The following is a 17,345-nucleotide window of genomic DNA, read 5'->3' on the forward strand; positions in this document are numbered from 1 at the left end:
TCTAGTACAGGACTTACACACTTGCGATCAGTCTTCTGGGCTTTGGAGGATTTCTTGCGGGCTGCGCCCGCGAGAAATCCTCCAACTGCGTAAGTCCTATAGTAGTCAGGATTTTAGAGTGAATTTACGCTACTAGATGCGCGGCGCGGATTTCCCCCTAAGATGGGCACTAACATACTTCACGCAGCAATTTCAGCCCTCACCCTAAATCCCTCTCCTGCTCCGGGAGAGGGACTTCAAACCTATGTCTGGCTCCCCTTCTCCCTGCTTGGGAGAAAGGGTTGGGGGATGAGGGCAGTAAGTTTGCTGTTTCAAGTATGTCAGTGCCCTAAGATGACTATTTTTCAATTCTAGGCAGCTTGAGCGGCTCTAGCATTCAGGCACGAGGGGCAACACCCCCCACTAGCTTAGTTCTAAATCAATTTCACAGAATGTTTGGACGGCCTGCCAAATGGCATCCTGTTGGTCGGTCAGCGCATGGTCACTATCCAGTTCCAGTAGCGTAACCCAGGGGCGAGTTGCGGCGTAATCTCGGCTGGACTGGACTGGAATTACGTCATCCCGTATCCCGTGCAAAATCAGCGTGGGCACTGGCCGCTTCAGCGTGGAGTGATCATACATCACTGCATCCGAGACAAATCCATAATGCAGCGGCCGCATTGCCTGATCGCCATAATGATAAACCGACAGAAAGCCTGTCTCTTGCCACTGCGCTACCTGCTCCGTCCCTAGGCGAGGCAGCCAGTGATCGAGAAACCCAAATGCCGGAGCCAGCAGCACCAGTTTTTGCACCTGGGGATGGCGATTCCCGCAGGGATCGCTTTGCAAATCGCCCAGCCAGGCCGCCGTTAGCCCGCCAAGGCTCGACCCAATCAGCACCACAGGCTCCGGCGGGGGCGGCAGTAGCGCTTCGACCTGGGCAATTTGACGACTGAGCGTCAGGTGGGCAAAGTCATTTTGGTTCAAATCGGGGATGACTAGAGACAGCCCAGCCGCCCGAAAGCGATCGCCCAAATCCCGCGCCTTGGCAGAATTAGGACTCGACGCAAACCCATGTAAGTAGCAGTAGAACACCATTGCTCAGCCGTTTTCTGGTCTATATTTAGATCTCTCTTGCAATCTTCTTTCTTGCAATCTTTCCTGAGATTATGCGATTGGCCGTCTTGGGGGCACAAGGGAGTGTTCAAGCCGTCAGCAACTAACCTCCCTCCCTCACCTCCTTCCTTCCTCAACCTTTTCTTTCCCCTTTCTCTCCTCTATGGATCTCCTCGAATATCAGGCAAAGGATCTATTTCAGAAAGTTGGCATTCCCATCCTGCCGTCGCAGCGGATTGACCATCCTAAGGACTTGAAACAGTTGCGGATTCCCTATCCCATTGTGCTGAAGTCGCAGGTGTATGCGGGGGGGCGTGGTAAGGCAGGCGGCGTGCGCTTTGCAGAAAACACAATTGATGCGGTGGCGGCGGCTCAGGCGATTTTCTACCTGCCGATTTTAGGGCAATATCCAGAAGTGCTGCTGGCGGAGGCAAAGTATGAGCCAGACCAGGAACTCTATCTGGCAGTGGTGCTTGATCCATCGCTGCGGCGGCCGCTGCTGCTGGGGTCGCGGGAAGGGGGCATGGCGCTGGAGGCAACCTCGCGACAAATTCAGCAGGTGCTGGTGGATGGAGAGTTTTCGCCCTTTTATGCGCGGCGATTGGCGATCAATATGGGGCTATCGGGTGGGCTAATCGAGTCCGTCAGCGCGATCGTCGAGAAAATGTATCGCCTGTTTTTGACCTATGACCTGGATCTGGTCGAGATCAACCCCCTGGCGGTCAATCCGGCTGGGGAAGTCATGGCACTGGATGGCAAGGTCGCTGTGAACGATGCAGCACTGGAGCGACATCCAGATTTACCGGTGATGCAGTCGGTGGGGGGCCGCAGGGATCACTCCGCGCATCGTCCCTCCCACTCCACCCTGGCAATGGGCCCAACCTGTAGCGGACTGGCCGCCAGCGCCTTTGATCTGCCCAACTTGAATCCCATGCTGTTTCCTGGCAGCCTGGGCATCTTGTGCAACGGGGCGGGGCTGACGATGGCGACACTCGATCTGGTCGATCGGGCGGGTGGACAGCCGTCGGCCTGTCTGAACTTGGGGGGAGAGTCGTCCTATCGGCTGCCGCCCGATACGCTATGCGATCGCCTAGAAAAAGGGCTGGACTGGATCTTGCAGACCCAGCGGCTGCGGAGCGTATTGCTCAACTTGCTGGGCGGCGCAGAAACCTGCAATGCGGTTGCCGGGGCGATCGCCCGCTACCTGAAGCAGCAGCGCCAGCCCGTCAGCGTTCCCCTTGTTGTGCGGCTGGGCGGGGCCCATGCGGCAGCAGCCCGTGAGCAACTCGCTGCCCTAGACTTGTCAATGCTGTTTGTTCTGGATTCGCTGGATGAGGCCCTCACCAAAGCGATCGCCCTCAGTGAGGGAGCCGGAGTCGGGCGGTAGGGTTGCCTCTGGGCAGGCGTTTCGCATTTTGCCCGTCTCTTCTCAAGGCTCAAGTTTCACAAATCCTAACTCTCAAACCCAAACGCTCTATCAGACATGGATTTATCGGCAAGAAGTAAAGTTCTGGTGCAAGGCATTGCGGGCGCTCTGGGAAGCCTCTACACGACGCGAATGCGGGCCTATGGCACGTCGATCGTGGCTGGGGTGTCGCCGGGGCACGGTGGGCAAGTGCTAGAGGGTGTGCCTGTGTTCGACTTGGTGGAACAGGCCTTAGCAACCGCTGGCCCGATGGATGTGACAGTAATCCTGATGGAGCCGTATCGGATGCTGGATGCGGCGCTGGAGGCGATCGCCGCTGGGATTCGGCATCTGGTGCTGGTGACGGAGGGCGTGCCGCCGCTGGACATGGTGAAGCTGCTGCATATTGCTGAGCGCACCGATACGCTGGTCGTCGGGCCCGATAGCCCCGGCATTATCCTCCCTGGCAAGATTTTGTTAGGCACGTACCCTGCCGAGTTGTATTCTCCCGGACGTATCGGGCTGATCAGCCGCAGCGGCACGCTCACCCACGAAATCGCGCTGCATCTGACACAGGCGGAACTGGGCCAGTCGATTGCAGTAGGTATTGGGGGCGATCGCATCGTTGGCTCTTCCTTTCAGCAGTGGCTGCAAATTCTGGACGAAGACGACCAGACCGAGGCGATCGTGCTAGTGGGCGAAATTGGGGGCAACAGTGAAGAAGAAGCAGCCCGCTACATCGTCGAGGCGATCGATAAACCCGTAATCGCCTACATTGCCGGACGCACCGCGCCCAAGAATCATCGCATGGGCCACGCTGGGGCTATCATTGCCTCCCTGGTGGCGGGCTGGGGCAGCGAAATCGGCACACCTGACAGCAAAGTAACCGCCTTCCAAAAAGCAGGCGTTCCCGTTGCCGATCGCCCGTCCGATATTCCCAGCTTGCTAAAACAGGCCTTGCGGATTTGAGGGACGCACTTCAGATTCTAGGCAGGGTCTTAAAACTTCCTGGGTCACTGATTGCCCTGAGTCGATCCCCCTTAAATCCCCCTTAGTAAGGGGGACTTCCGGAGCATCTCAGCCCGGTTTCCCCGTTTTCAGGGGCCCTAGATTCGGCAGGTTGGGTTCAGCGGGCTGATTCCGGTCAGCGGCAGGGCGGGCATCAGCCAAAGGTCGCCCCGTTCCAGCCCCAGAGATAGCCCTTGGCCTCAGAAAACTCAATATAGGTGCGGTTTCCAGGCACGCCCAGCGTCGCACTGATAATCTGGCAAAACTCCTGGCTCATGGACTTGGTTTGGGCGGGGTTAAAGGAACCCACACTTTTCACTTCCACATAGCAAACCGGATCGAGCGTGCCCCCAAAGGTCATGGGCACATCCGACTCAAACGCAGTCATTACATAGGATTCGGGCTTGCCTGTGTGCTTTGCCAGACTGTCTGACAGGGTCTTCAACAGTTCTTCCACTTCGGTCAACGTAGGACAAGACACGGAGGTTTGGATCTTGATCAAGGGCATGGCAGTTACGCTGTGGCAGTTCTAAAGGGCAAGCTGGGTTCAGACTTTCGACAAGGACGTTCGACAAGCTCAATGACTTTCTCGATGCGCTGCTAGTGTGTACACCCAAGTCTTGTTTGAGCGGCGATGCTTTGATCCCCCCTAGCCCCCCTTGAGCAAGGGGGGGGATCGGAAGTCCTCCCTGATAAGGGGGATTTAGGGGGATCTTTCGGAGCCTGACGCAACCAATCGAGATCTGTGTACACAGTAGAGCTACACGCTGAACTCTATGCTGACTCAAAGATATCCTCAAAGATATCTCAGTAACAGCCGCAGTTTTTAATGACAAACCGTTTAACGACCGTTTAACGGATGACTCAAGAGATTGAACTGATGTTAGCTGCCGCTGAGGGTTTGAATTTGAGCGGTGTAGGCGCTAACGCGGCTGGCATAGTCGAGCTGCTGCGCCAGAGAAAGGGCGGACTGATAAGCAGCGATCGCCTCTGCGGTTTCGCCCTGGGCCTGGTGCAATTGGGCAATTTTTTCGTAGGCGGTCATGATGCCGTAGGTGTTGTAGGACTGCTGCTCGACTTGAATCAGCGTTTGATAGACCAGTAGCGCATCTGCGGGACGATTTAGCCCCTCATATAGCACTGCTAGATGCACCAGTGCCTCGCTAGAGTAGCCATACTGCTGCTGCGCCTGGGCCTGGGTAAAGGCTTCCTGGTAGGTGGTCGCAGCCAGTCCCGCGCGGCCGATCGCCCGGTAATTGTCCCCCAGCGCAATCTTGAGCGGCGGGATCAGCAGCGGCAGGGGCAGGGCTTCGTATCGCTGCATCAGTTCTTGCTGAATCGGGATAGCGCGGTCGGGCATTTTGCCCTGCTGGTAAATATAGGCAAGCTGCTGTAGATACTCCAATTCGCGAATGCCGTCGCTGCGCGATCGCGCTAGGTTGAGCAAATCTGTATAGGCGATCGCCGCCTTTTCGTAGTCAAACCAGGCCAGGTGCAGTTGCCCCAAGGAAGTTAGCACCAACTGTTCAACGGCACTGTTGCGCTCGGCCCGCGCCTGGGTCAAAAGCTGGTCATAGAGGGTGACGGCTAGCGGCAGTGCCCGCATTTTTTCATAGCCCTGGGCGATGCTGAGCAGGAGGCTATAGTCTGGCGGAGCGATTGCCTGCTGCTCTTGCTCGATTTGCTCCAGGCGGGCGGTGATGATTCGCGTATCGGTGCGGCGGTTTTCGCGCCACGCAACTTCCCCCACGCGCCCCAGCGCCGACACTTCTTCTGACAGACCCAGCACCCGCCGCAGCCGCAGCTCGCGATACCAGATTTCAAACGCAGCATTCGTTTGGCCCAGCGCATACCGCGCTTCCGCCTGCCGCTGCAAGTCCTCTACCCCCAGCCGCAGGAAGTAAATTTCCAGCGGGCTGAGGGGCCGATCCACGACTGGGCTAGGCAACAGAGGATCGGGTTCCGTCATCTCTAGCGGGTTGGGCGGTGTTCGGAGCAGTTCCTCTTGCGAGGATGGGTTCTCGGAGGGCGACGGCGCAACCGGGGGCGGCAGGGGCACGATTTGGGCCACCGTTTCTGCGGTCTGAGCCGTTGTGGGCAGCGATTGCAGCGTGGCCCACAGACCGCCACAACCGAGCATCAGCGCGATCGCTCTCCATTGAGTCTGGTGATGAGTCTTGTGCGTTTTGGCTCTAGAACCGGGCATAGAAACAGGCATGATCTCACTCGTCACAGCAAAATAGCGAAGAAATCGGGCGTTCGACAGCCGTTGCATCGAATTTTCGCCGCCTTCTTTACCTTACGCCGAAGCCAGAGGTTTTCCGCCAGACTTTTAACGCTTTGCGAGAGTTTTATCGGCATCAGGAGATTGGTGGCATCAGGGTGCATAATGGAGGATGTTTTGAGACGCAACAGGTAACATTCGTAACGGTTGGTGAGGGTGTGGTTAAAGTTCTGGTAGTGGGAAACGGCGGCAGAGAACATGCGATCGCCACTTCTCTATTGCAGTCTCCCAGCGTGCAGGAGGTCGTGTGCGTTCCTGGCAATGGCGGTACTGCAACCCTTCCCCGTTGCCGCAATCTGGGGCTTTCGGTCAAGGACTTTGAAGGCATTGCTCGATTTTCCCTGGTCAATAACTTTAGTCTGATTGCGGTGGGGCCAGAAGTGCCCCTGGCCAATGGCATTGCCGACTATTTGAAAGAGCAGGGATTGCAAGTCTTTGGCCCGACCCAGGCGGGGGCCCAGATCGAAGCCAGCAAAGCTTGGGCAAAGGATCTGATGAAAGCGGCCGGCATTCCCACCGCAAACGCAGCCGTGTTTAGCGATGCCACAGCGGCGATCGCCCAGGTTCGCAAACAGGGTGCGCCGATTGTGGTGAAAGCAGACGGGCTGGCGGCAGGCAAGGGCGTGACGGTGGCCATGACCGAAACAGAGGCGATCGCCGCCATCGAAGCCGCCTTCGGGGGGCAGTTTGGCGAAGCGGGCAGCCGTGTGGTGCTGGAGGAATACCTGACGGGCGAAGAAGCCTCCGTGCTAGCGGTGACGGATGGACTCACCATTCGACCCTTGCTGCCCGCTCAGGATCATAAGCGCATTGGCGAGGGCGACACGGGCGAAAACACAGGCGGCATGGGAGCCTACGCCCCGGCCCCGGTGGTTACGCCAGAGCTAATGACACGCATCCAGACTGAGATTCTGGAACCGGCGATCGCCACCCTGCGCGATCGCGGCATCGACTATCGCGGAGTCCTTTATGCAGGGCTGATGATTACACCCCAGGGCGATCCCAAAGTCATCGAGTTTAACTGTCGTTTTGGCGATCCCGAAACCCAGGTCGTGCTGCCGCTGCTAGAAACGCCGCTCGATCAGCTAATGTTGGCCTGCACCCAACAAACCCTGGCCGACTTTCCGCCGCTGCAATGGAAGCCTGGAGCCGCCGCTTGCGTCGTCCTCGCCGCCGGAGGTTATCCTGGCAGCTACGAAAAGGGGAAACCCATTAGCGGCCTCGCCCAAGCCGCCGACACGGGCGCGATGGTCTTCCATGCAGGCACTCGACTGATCGGCGACACGATTCTCACCGACGGCGGCCGAGTGCTGGGCATCACTGCGCTGGGGGAAACGGTGAGAGAGGCGATCGCCCTCGCCTACGAAGCCGTAGATTGCATCCAGTTTGAGGGTGCTTACTGTCGGCGGGATATTGGGCATCGGGTGCTGACTTGAACGGCGCTATCTGGACACCATCTTATCTTAGCTATCTTATCTAGAGTGGCGCGGGTCGCGTTTTGGTCACACTTTTTGGTCACACCTTGGAAGTTGCTAAAGTTACCGCTGGTCGAGATGGCTGGCGTTGCTAAACGCAGATATGAACGACGCATCCCCAACCCTTCTTCTCGTGTCCCCTCTCCTTTGGGAGAGGTCTAAGGTGAGGGCTGCAAGACGCTCAGGCACGAGAATCACACTTCTCTTCAGCAAAGCCCAATGGCTTATCTGATTCTCAATTTTGGATGGGCGATTTTGGGCAGGCTGTCAAGGATCTGTCGGTCTTCCAGCCATTCCAGTCGTAACGTGCCTTAGAGAATGTTTGAAAAGTCCTACTGTTTGTAGCAAAGCGTGCAAGATCCCCCTAAATCCCCCTTAAAAAGGGGGACTTTAAGGCGGTTTCCCCCCTTAAAAAGGGGGGCTAGGGGGGATCTCTGAGAGAATGTTTGAAAAGTCCTACTGTTTGTAGCAAAGCGTGCAAGATCCCCCTAAATCCCCCTTAAAAAGGGGGACTTTAAGGCGGTTTCCCCCCTTAAAAAGGGGGGCTAGGGGGGATCTCTGAGTGCTTAACATTACAGGCGATACCTTTTCAAACACCCTCTTAGAAGCATTGACAGTAGAGGTAAAAATTTTCGGTCGCTCGCTCAGCGGCTTCTGGAATTGCTGCCTGAGACGGTGTGGATCGTAGTGTGTAGGAGTGAATCGTAGATCTGTGGCAGGGTTGCTCATTTCGGTTAATTTTTGTCTCGATATTCTCCAGGCAAGCCGAAATTTCCGGTATCAAACATATAAGACAGCTTGAGCATTTCCACTTGCTTCAAAAGGTAGGCTCAGATGCGATGAAAATAGCCAAACAGCACGGTGTGCCCTTGAGTGTCGCCTATCAGGATTCCGAGCAACTCATCTTGAAGACTCGTTCGTTTCGGAGCCTTCGAACAGTGGGGTTCTTGATTATGTCAGGCGTATTACTTCCTTTTTTATCCGTCCTTATACCTTCAATTCCAAGCAATACGGAACTAGCGTGCATCGCCCGACTTTGGAGACTACGCGCTGCCAGAAAACCCAATTCATTGGCTCCCTCCCAATTTTTTATCGACATTCTGTTGAACTTCAGTCCTCGAATCAGCTAGAAGCCCAGATTACTGTTTTGCAACTATCGGACAACTTTAACTTGGAAATGCTAAGCGACTTCTATGAAGTCCGGATTTCGATAGGGGAGATGAGTTCAGGCACAGAAACCCGGGTTGATTTAGAAACTTCACCAGCCTTGAAACTCACTGACTCCCATATAGAAATGCGAGTTGGACTTTGGAAAAATCCTGACGAAGCAAGAGCGATCGCTGACAAGATTCAGCGATTTCTCAAAAATCCCGCTCAATCATCCCTACGTGATGTCCATCCTCCCATATCTTGGATGGAGCGAGATATCGAATACTTGCAACTTGCATTACTTTTCCTGTATCACCTCTTCTATCCTGTTTGGGGAATTCTAATATGTGCTTCAACACTACTCCTTAGCCTTCGTCAGGGATATTGTAAATTCGATCGATTGACAGGTAAGTTATCTTTCCGACCCTTATTTGGAAAAGCTACTAAAACCGTACCTCTGTCAGATATTGAATCAATCGCCATTGAAGAGTTTCAATGGGTCTCATCCAGCAGGGGTTATCGTTATCGAATTGTTGCCCTGACCAAAACAGGCAAACGGCTGCCAATAGAATTGGCTTTTGTAGATTCAAATCTTTCGAGCAGACAGGAAACGACTAAGGCAATTCGAGATTTTTTAGCCCTGCCTCCTGTTCAGATTATAGCCCCAGGAAGTAATTCACTTTATGTAGGGCAATAGGAAGGGCTTAACGCCAGAAGTGTTGAACGCAATGTTAGCAGGGCAAGTTCATAGCTGAATCCAGTACAAAAGATCTATAATTCTGCCTGTAATGACCTACTTATTGCTTCCATTCTCAATAATCCGCCTCTTGAGAGTGCTTTTTGTAAAGTTTTACCATCAAGATTCAACACTTCTGGCTTAACGCGAATTGATCGATGTAAGCTCTTGCAGTCCTGCTTAATTTTTCTTTCCAATTTCTAATATAGACTCAAAGATCTCTTCAGAGAACTCAGAATTGCCAATGGGCACCTCGAAAAATTCAGATCCTCTTGAGAATGGTTGCGAGAAAACAAGGGTTTCAGGCTCCTAAGATTCTCAATAAGGCAATTAATCGAGGTGCCCCAATATAAAAAGCACAAGAAATCTCGATCATTCTCGTTTGCTTCAAAAGGTAGGCTTAGATGTAATGACAGCAACTAAAAAACAAGACGGTCTGCTAAAAGTGACTCGCAAGAATTCCCAGCGACTAGTCCTGAAAACGCAGCCATTGCCGCTTCTGCGGATATTAGGATTCTTGCTTTTCTCAGGTGGAATTCTGCTGGGTTTATCCACCGTGATGTCTCCGAACTTAGGTAAAACCGAGCTGACGTGCGATCGCCCAAACTTAGAAACGACCCGCTGTCAGAAAACTCAATCTATCGGCTCATTTCCGATTTATCAGCATTCTGTTGAGATTCAATCCATGAGTGTGTCGGGGATTGACATCGCGATTTTAACAACATGGGATTCTCTCTACAAGACTCACATTTGGCTGTCCGGTCGTCATTCTAGTAAAACAACTTGGCTTGGCATAGAAAGTATGCCAACCTTAGGCTCTGATGGCTCTAGTCTGGAAATGCAAATCGGATTCTGGAGAGATTTCTATGAGGCTGAGGCGATCGCCAACGAAATTCAGCGTTTTTTAGGAAACCCGGCTCAGCCCTCTCTTAGAGTCATTTCTCCCTCTATATCTTGGATGCAAGCATATAATCAACGCTTACGTAGCCTAGCATTTGCCCTGCAACCAGCATTGATCGTCCTATTCAGCACTATTGGACTGGCATTCATGAGTTTTCGCCAGGGGTATTGTAAGTTTGATCGATTGACCGGTCAGCTATCTTATCAATCAGTGTTTGTGTGGCAAAAAGAAAAAACGCTCCCGCTGGCAGAGATTAAATCAGTTGCCATTGAGGAATCTACTGCACCATCGGCAGATGGTACTTTTAGAAAGAAATCGTTGTAACATCGATTGGTATTATCGAATCGTCATTCCGACCAAAACGGGTAAGCGATTGCCAATAGAATCCGCAGGGCTAAACCTTGAGCAAAGGCAGGAAACGGCTGAAGCTATCCGAGAGTTTCTGGCCTTGCCTCCAGTCCAGAGCTTGCCTCGGATCAGATCAGGAAATATTCGCAACACCTGAAGCTTTTTGCCAGTAGAACGCTGCACGTATTCAGTTAGGTTTAAGCAGTTCTACGCCATCGCGCCCGTCAATTTCTTGCAGAAAGACCTTCACTTTTTCATCCTTTGCAGTGGGCAATTCCTTCCCTGTGAAATCGGGGTGAATTGGCAAATCTCGATGGCCCCGATCGACCAGCACGGCCAGCAGGATCTTCTCAGGGCGGCCATATTCCGTTACGGCATTTAGCGCGGCGCGAATCGTGCGTCCCCGATAGATCACGTCGTCTACTAGCACGATGACCTTATCCGTCAGGTCGAAAGGAATGTCGGTCTTTTCTGGCGTTCGCAGGTCGATCTGGTCGAGGTCGTCGCGCCAGAAGGTGATGTCCAGATGTCCTACGGGAATCTTCACGCCCTCCAGGGCCTCGATTTGTCGGCCCAGCAGTTCCGCTAGCGGCACGCCCCGCGTAAAAATGCCCACCAGCACCAGCTTCGACAGGTCGCCAGCCCGCTCTACAATCTGCGAAGCAAGGCGGTTGACCGTGCGGCGAACTTCATCGGGCGAGAGGATTTCGATGACTTCGGGGGGCATGGGCTGGAGAGTGAGAAAGAGTGGACAGGGGTTAGACGATAACTTAAACGATTCACTTAAACGATTACACGGCTAAAGCCTAACTTCTGAACCCTAACCCTTGTTCTCTGAAGAGGCAAGCGGGCAACAGGCGATCGCCCAAAAATCGCCCCACATCGAACACATCGAGCCTCAGCCCAGCCTGCAACCGTGACACCGTGACCTGAATGTGACCTGAATGTGACCTGAAGTGACCTAACCGCTAGCGGCTGTCGATCTTTGCTTCCAGAAATTCCTCGATTTCGTCGGGCAAGACGGAGAGAAAATCATAGCCCGTAATATTTTCAATCGTGTCTACCGATTCGCGATAGTCGCGCCAATTGTTGTCCTTAATGCCCATGTCATTGGGCATGATGACCGTGATGACGCGAGTATCTGTGCCGATGTCTTCGAGGGTTTGCCCTGGATTCAGCACTACGGCAATTTTCCAGGTGGCGGCGGGGACGGAGATGGGGTTGCTGCTCCGGCCAATGGTGTTGCGGGGGCCGTTGCGGGCTGTGCCGCCTTCGCCTGCGCCGCCTGCGATAATGTAGAGCGTGTGTCCCCGGCGGGCCAGGGTGCGGCAATAGCTTTCCAGTCCTTCCCAGGGGCCCTGGTTGTTGTCGGGGGATTGGGGGATGATGTTGGTCATCCAGAAGACAGACTGGCTATCTTCGGGGCGGGCGTTGCGGTCGGCGGCGGGCAACAGGTGTCCCCGGTCAAACCCGCTGCCGGTGTAGTCGTTGGTGGTGACGCGATACCAGCCTTGGGGCAAAGAGGGATCGGGCATGAAGGGCGATCGCGGCAATCGGCCCAGCCAGCTTGCGTCAAGCTGCCAGCTCACCCAATTGGCGATATTTTTGCCCCGGTTGTAGGACAGGGCGTATTGCGGCCGCACGATCAGGTAATTATTTTCATTCCGAGTTTCGGCGGTCGCTTCGCTGGGGTTCCCCAGCGCCAAGTGTACCGAGTCGATGGTGGGAGCGGGCAGCAACACCTGCGCCGCCAGTTGGGCACAGCCCGCCGCCAGAGAACCTGCCAGCAACAATCCCAGTCCGGCACTCACGGCTCGTTTAAGTCGTTTTCGAGGCTTGAAGATTGTGTTCCAATTCAGCATGGCGTTTCCCCCTTGGTTGCCCTGGTTCTGCATCCCGCCTGTATCCGCCTGTATCCGCGTCCTGTTTGTTTCCCTGGCTTCACAGTCCAGAATACCCAGGGCAGACGGCGGGCTAGCGCCGGGGTGGGTCTGGAGACGAAGCCGGAGCCGTGGCAGTTTCCAAAGCCGTCAGGTAGGCGATCGCCTCTTCTCGGCAGGTGCCACACATCTCCTCTAATGGCTGCAAGTGGTTGCAAAAGGCAGGGCGCTCTGGCTTGCCAAACAGCTTGCAGCGGTTATCTTCGGTCAACTGTACACAGCGTACTCCGGCGGGTTTGCCGTTTGGCATACCCGGCAGGGGACTATTGATCGAAGGCGCGATGCAGCAGGCACCGCAGTCGGGGCGGCAGTTCATGGTGTCGAGCTTGGCGGCAAGGGCTAAACGGTCCTCAGCGCAGCAAGGGGCGGGTCGGGGGCGTCGGGCGGTGGGGCAGTGGGGGGGCAAATCGGAATTTCGAGGATGAACGTGGTGCCTTTGCCCAGCGTCGAGTGGCACTCCAGCGTTCCCTGGTGCTGCTGCACGATGGTCTGATAGGCAATGGAAAGCCCCAGCCCGTAGCCCTGGCCAACGCTTTTGGTGGTGAAGAAGGGGTCAAAAATCTTGGGCTGGAGGTGGGCAGGGATGCCGGGGCCCGTGTCGGCGATCGCCACGCGCACCCAGGGCTGCTCTAGGGGCGAGTGCCAGAAGGATTCGGTGGTGAGGGTGATGATCCGAGGGCGATCGCCAACGGATTCCATCGCCTCCAGCGCGTTTTTAATAATGTGGAAAAAGACCTGATTCAGCCGACTAGGAAAGCATTCCACAGGCGGCAAATCGCCATAGCAACGGCAAATTTCCACATCTGCGGGAATGGAATGCTGTAGGAGCTTAAGCGTACTTTCCAGACCCTCTTGCAGATCCACCACCTTGCGGTTTGCCTCATGCACCCGCGAGAAATTGCGAAGCGACAGCACAATTTCCCGAATTCGACTGGCTCCCGCCCGCATGGAGTCGAGAATTCGGGGCAAGTCTTCTAGCACAAAGTCTGGCTCGATTTCCTCCAGCAAGTCTCGCAGCTTTTCGGTGCTTTGGGGATAGCTGGCTTGATAAGCCGTCAGCAGCCGCAGCAGGTCTTTGACGTAGCGCTCCACGAAGGGGATATTGCCGTAGATGAAGCTGATGGGGTTGTTGATTTCGTGGGCGATCCCCGATACCAGTTGCCCCAAGCTGGACATTTTCTCGCTCTGGATCAGGTGTGCCTGGGTTTGCTGGAGATTCAGCAGGGCCTCGCTGAGGCGCTCGGCCTGGGCGGCGCTTTCCTGGGCCTGCTGGCGGGTTTTGGCGTAGAGGTGGGCCTGCTGGATCGAGATCGCAAGCTGGTCGGCCACGGCCTGGGCAAGCTTTTGGTCGTCTCGCGTCCAGTAGCGGATATGCGAACACTGGTTCAAATACAGGATGGCCTGAAGCGTGCCGTTTGCCTGGACGGGCACCACCAGCGACGACTGAATCTGGGCTAGGCGATATTCCTGATTGTCGGTTCCGATGCGGGGGTCTTGGGTAATGTCGGAAATGACGACCTGCTGACGGTTTTCGATGACCCAGCGAGTAATCGGGCCGTCGGTGTCAAAGTCTGCAATGGTAGACGGGAAGGGTTCGCGGCAGACCTCAAAGAGATGCTTGCGGCGAAACCTGTTGTAGCCTTCCCCGCGATCGCCCAAGGAGTCGCCCAGAGCATCAGGATGGGAATTCCCCAACTCCTCTGCAACATCGGTTAGCTCATCGGGCGCTTCCACCAGATGCACCAGACAGCGATCCACCTCCAGCGCGTTTAGCAGTTGGGCGATCGCCCGTTTCAGGATCTTTTGGACATCTAAACTCTGGCGCGTTTGTGCGGTAATCTGGTTCACCAGTCGCTCGCGCCGCGCCTGCTTTTGTAAGCGGTCGTATAGCTGCGCTTGGCGGATTGCCATCTCAAGCGGCTGGGCGATCGCCTGCATCAGTTCTACAGTGTTTGGCGACCAGTGCCGACGGGTCGAGTCTAGGCAAACTAGGTAGCCCCGCGAGTGTTCCAGCCCTTTGACAGGGATCATTAGCACTGCCGAATCGCCAAACAGAGGCCCGGGGGGGTCGATAGGGCAGCTTTGCATTCCGGGTTGCAGACCCAGCAATCCATTGGGTCGATTGCTGGCTTTGCCGGGTCGCAGGATTAGCTCACCGTGGTCGATGGCGCTGACCAGGTCGCCAAACTTCGTCAGGGGAAAATGCCCGATACCGCCGGATGGCGTGCCGTTGGATAGCGTGCTGCTAGACAGCGTGCGATCGCCCGCTTCACAGACGACCTGTACCCGCTGAATGTCTTGAAAGTACCAGAGGAACAGACAGCACTCGACGGGCAATTGCGCCACCACTTCTTCCACTGCGGTTTGCAGCACCACAGACAGTTCCAGAGAACTGCGGATGCGATCGCCGATCTGGCGTACCAGAGTGGTCTGCTGAATAAACGATGAATCGTAATGAGAAGCCTGTGGACGAAAATAGCGCAACCAGACCACGGTTTTTCAGGGAATACAATAATTAGGGTTTAGAAAAAAGCACCCAGAAATTCCAAGCGCTGCATGGATTTCAGCAAAAACCTGGAATCGACCGTCTATAAACAAAAACCCTATCCATACTAAAGGGTTCAATCTATGCGCCAGAACCGTGTTTCTACGTCTTGTCTACGGCTCTGACTGACAAAGCCAAGATGAGCCTTGGGTCGGCACCGCCTTCCTGCGCGAAAGTTTGGAAGCGGCTACCATCTTCTTAATAGCCGTCACAATACTTTCACAATGCTTTCCAGATGTGGCTAAGACACACGCTCTTGAAACTCAGATTGGAAACCAATGACAAGTTTCTGTGCGACGGCTTGCCATACAAAAAGCTGACAGGCGCTTCCGCAAAACTCAACTTCCTGGAAACGCATCGGAGAAAGATTGTTGAGAATTTTCCAGCGTAAATTCTGTGAAAGCACAGGCAAAGCTAAATCCAAATCGAATCCAAAATTCTGGATTATGCCAGGTAGGCGTTACCAGAAATTGCCTACTAATCAAGCCGGAACCCAACCGGAGCCTTCCTGCGATCGCCGGATAGTGCAAGCCCTGATGTCTTTAATGTATCGCAGGGGGCGATCGCCTCTGTGTATCTAATGTGGCAAAATTCACAAGATTTGTTGATCTGGATCACCGCGACTCAGGACTTAGATCAGTGCTACGCGATGGCAGCGTCACCCCAGACCTTTCGCAAAATCACGCAAAACTGCCCGGACTATCACCGTAAAAACCAGGGATTCAACTGATATTTAGAAGAGTAGATGTTCCCCGCTGCCTCATATGAAATCGTCCACCCCTGCACCCGACCTTTCCTCTAACCTGCTTGAGCAAATCGTAGACCACATCTTTGCCACCCGCTGTATTTCTCGGCGAGATCAGCAGAGCTTCATGCGCGTGGCGCTGGGAGAAACGATGCTCAATCCCAAGGATCGGGCCCTGGTAGATCGGGTGTTTGAGGCGCTGCGTCGGGGAATGCTGCGAGTGGTCGATTAGCTCTGGCAGGTTTGACCCAGGCGTGTCCGCTCTTGTCAGCAGCTTGGCAATTCTGGTGAATCGCCCAGAGTAGACTGGGGAAAGTTTCGCCACATGACTTTCCTGCTATGCCTGAATCTGCTTCTGCGTTGCTGTTGCGCCGGGGTCGGTTGCTGCATCCCGATCGCCCCGCTGAATTGGTCGATATTGCTATCGAAGACGGCACCATCACGGCGATCGCCCCACAACTCCCGCCCGCCGCTCCGCATCAGACCGAGCTAGCGCTACAGGAACAAATTGTCAGTCCACCCTTTGTGGAGTCGCACATTCACCTGGATTCGGCCATGACGGTGGGCGATCCCCGCTGGAACCAGAGCGGTACGCTGTTCGAGGGGATTGAAATTTGGCGGGAGCGCAAGCAATCGCTGACGCTGGAAGACGTGACCGAGCGGGCGATCGCCACCCTGAAGCAGCAGGCTCAGCAGGGCGTGCTGTTTGTCCGCAGCCATGCCGACGTGAGCGAACCCACGCTGACGGCACTCAAGGGGCTACTGGCGGCCCGCGAGGCCGTGAAAGACTGGATGACGCTGCAAGTGGTTGCCTTTCCGCAGGATGGCGTGTATGGTAGCCCGAAAAACGAGACGCTACTGGAAGAGGCGCTGCTGATGGGGGCCGATGTGGTCGGCGGCATTCCCCACTACGAGCTAACGCGAGAAGACGGCGTGCAGTCGATTCACAAGATTTTTGAACTGGCCGTCCAATATGACCGCCTGATCGACGTGCATTGCGACGAAATTGACGATGAGCAGTCCCGGTTTCTGGAAGTGATTGTGGCCAATGCAATTCGCACGGGCATGGGCGATCGCGTCACCGCTAGCCACACCACCGCGTTCCATTCCTATAACAATGCCTATGCCTTCAAGCTGATGGGCTTTTTGCAGCGAACCTGCATCAACTTCGTCGCCAATCCGCTGATTAACATCACCTTGCAAGGACGCGCCGACACCTATCCCAAGCGGCGCGGCGTGACGCGGGTCAAAGAACTGTGGCAGCAGGGGCAAAACGTCAGCCTCGGCCATGACTGTGTGCAAGATCCGTGGTATCCCCTGGGCACGGGCAATATGCTCGATGTGGCCAGCATGGCGGTTCACATTTGCCAGATGACGGGCGTTCCAGAGATCGACGCTTGCTACAACATGGTGACGTGGAACGGCGCAAAGACACTCCACCTCGAAGATCAGTACGGCATTGCGGTGGGCAAACCCGCGAATTTGATTGTGCTAGATGCGGGCGATCGCTACGATGCCATTCGCCGCCGCGCCACGATTCGCTACGTCATCTCACGGGGCAGGCTCATCGCCCAGACAGAACCGCCGCAACCGCAGTGGAAACTTTAGGGGCAACTTTAGGGACAACTTTCGCCTGGATTCACCAAATCACCAAATTTGTAAGAATTGCTCTCGTCGAACTGAGTTTGGGGTGTCAAGATCGTAGAGCAGGATG

The 17,345-nt window shown here is 55.0% G+C and carries 14 protein-coding genes; 7 read left to right on the forward strand and 7 right to left on the reverse strand.

Features of this window, described 5'->3' with window-relative positions; genetic code table 11:
- Positions 1 to 402: 402 nt before the first annotated feature.
- Positions 403 to 1,077: a YqiA/YcfP family alpha/beta fold hydrolase gene (locus JTM80_RS21450; RefSeq protein WP_172353415.1), complete on the reverse strand. Its 675-nt coding sequence runs from the start codon at positions 1,075 to 1,077 to the stop codon at positions 403 to 405.
- 181 nt (positions 1,078 to 1,258) lie between these two features.
- Between JTM80_RS21450 and JTM80_RS21455 the strand changes: the two genes are divergently transcribed.
- Positions 1,259 to 2,482, forward strand: a complete 1,224-nt coding sequence (locus JTM80_RS21455) for a succinate--CoA ligase subunit beta (protein ID WP_172353416.1) — start codon at positions 1,259 to 1,261, stop codon at positions 2,480 to 2,482.
- 96 nt (positions 2,483 to 2,578) lie between these two features.
- Positions 2,579 to 3,469: a CoA-binding protein gene (locus tag JTM80_RS21460; RefSeq protein ID WP_172353417.1), complete on the forward strand. Its 891-nt coding sequence runs from the start codon at positions 2,579 to 2,581 to the stop codon at positions 3,467 to 3,469.
- Positions 3,470 to 3,662: 193 nt separating this feature from the next.
- Here JTM80_RS21460 and JTM80_RS21465 read toward each other — a convergent pair whose 3' ends face one another.
- Positions 3,663 to 4,016 carry a phenylpyruvate tautomerase MIF-related protein gene (locus JTM80_RS21465; protein ID WP_172353418.1) on the reverse strand — a complete coding sequence of 118 codons (354 nt, stop codon included), beginning with the start codon at positions 4,014 to 4,016 and terminating at the stop codon, positions 3,663 to 3,665.
- Between the two features lie 375 nt (positions 4,017 to 4,391).
- The gene (locus JTM80_RS21470; RefSeq protein WP_172353419.1) at positions 4,392 to 5,726 is read right to left on the reverse strand and encodes a lipopolysaccharide assembly protein LapB; all 1,335 of its coding nucleotides are present in this window, start codon (positions 5,724 to 5,726) and stop codon (positions 4,392 to 4,394) included.
- Between the two features lie 224 nt (positions 5,727 to 5,950).
- Between JTM80_RS21470 and purD the strand changes: the two genes are divergently transcribed.
- The 3 genes from purD (at position 5,951) to JTM80_RS21485 (ending at position 10,377) form a co-directional block, all read left to right on the forward strand.
- Positions 5,951 to 7,228, forward strand: coding sequence for a phosphoribosylamine--glycine ligase (purD, locus tag JTM80_RS21475; protein ID WP_172353420.1), 1,278 nt, complete (start codon positions 5,951 to 5,953; stop codon positions 7,226 to 7,228).
- Positions 7,229 to 8,303: 1,075 nt separating this feature from the next.
- Positions 8,304 to 9,113, forward strand: a complete 810-nt coding sequence (locus tag JTM80_RS21480) for a hypothetical protein (RefSeq protein ID WP_205370269.1) — start codon at positions 8,304 to 8,306, stop codon at positions 9,111 to 9,113.
- Positions 9,114 to 9,561: 448 nt separating this feature from the next.
- Complete coding sequence (locus JTM80_RS21485; RefSeq protein ID WP_205370270.1) at positions 9,562 to 10,377, forward strand: hypothetical protein; 816 nt, start codon at positions 9,562 to 9,564, stop codon at positions 10,375 to 10,377.
- A 211-nt stretch (positions 10,378 to 10,588) separates the two neighbouring features.
- Here JTM80_RS21485 and pyrR read toward each other — a convergent pair whose 3' ends face one another.
- The 4 genes from pyrR to JTM80_RS21505 form a co-directional block, all read right to left on the reverse strand.
- The gene (gene pyrR, locus JTM80_RS21490) at positions 10,589 to 11,128 is read right to left on the reverse strand and encodes a bifunctional pyr operon transcriptional regulator/uracil phosphoribosyltransferase PyrR (protein ID WP_172353423.1); all 540 of its coding nucleotides are present in this window, start codon (positions 11,126 to 11,128) and stop codon (positions 10,589 to 10,591) included.
- A gap of 241 nt (positions 11,129 to 11,369) precedes the next feature.
- Entirely contained in the window at positions 11,370 to 12,212 is an 843-nt protein-coding gene (locus tag JTM80_RS21495) for a DNA/RNA non-specific endonuclease (protein ID WP_225906704.1), read from the reverse strand.
- A 163-nt stretch (positions 12,213 to 12,375) separates the two neighbouring features.
- Positions 12,376 to 12,657 carry a YkgJ family cysteine cluster protein gene (locus JTM80_RS21500; protein WP_225906705.1) on the reverse strand — a complete coding sequence of 94 codons (282 nt, stop codon included), beginning with the start codon at positions 12,655 to 12,657 and terminating at the stop codon, positions 12,376 to 12,378.
- A 23-nt stretch (positions 12,658 to 12,680) separates the two neighbouring features.
- Positions 12,681 to 14,834 carry a GAF domain-containing protein gene (locus JTM80_RS21505; RefSeq protein WP_172353426.1) on the reverse strand — a complete coding sequence of 718 codons (2,154 nt, stop codon included), beginning with the start codon at positions 14,832 to 14,834 and terminating at the stop codon, positions 12,681 to 12,683.
- A gap of 816 nt (positions 14,835 to 15,650) precedes the next feature.
- On the opposite strand from JTM80_RS21505, the gene JTM80_RS21510 reads away from it, so the two are divergent.
- The gene (locus JTM80_RS21510) at positions 15,651 to 15,863 is read left to right on the forward strand and encodes a hypothetical protein (RefSeq protein WP_172353427.1); all 213 of its coding nucleotides are present in this window, start codon (positions 15,651 to 15,653) and stop codon (positions 15,861 to 15,863) included.
- Positions 15,864 to 15,970: 107 nt separating this feature from the next.
- Positions 15,971 to 17,239, forward strand: a complete 1,269-nt coding sequence (codA, locus tag JTM80_RS21515) for a cytosine deaminase (protein ID WP_172353428.1) — start codon at positions 15,971 to 15,973, stop codon at positions 17,237 to 17,239.
- Positions 17,240 to 17,345: the final 106 nt, after the last annotated feature.

The organism is Thermoleptolyngbya sp. PKUAC-SCTB121 (genome assembly GCF_016919485.1).
In the GTDB taxonomy this organism is placed as follows: domain Bacteria; phylum Cyanobacteriota; class Cyanobacteriia; order Elainellales; family Elainellaceae; genus Thermoleptolyngbya; species Thermoleptolyngbya sichuanensis.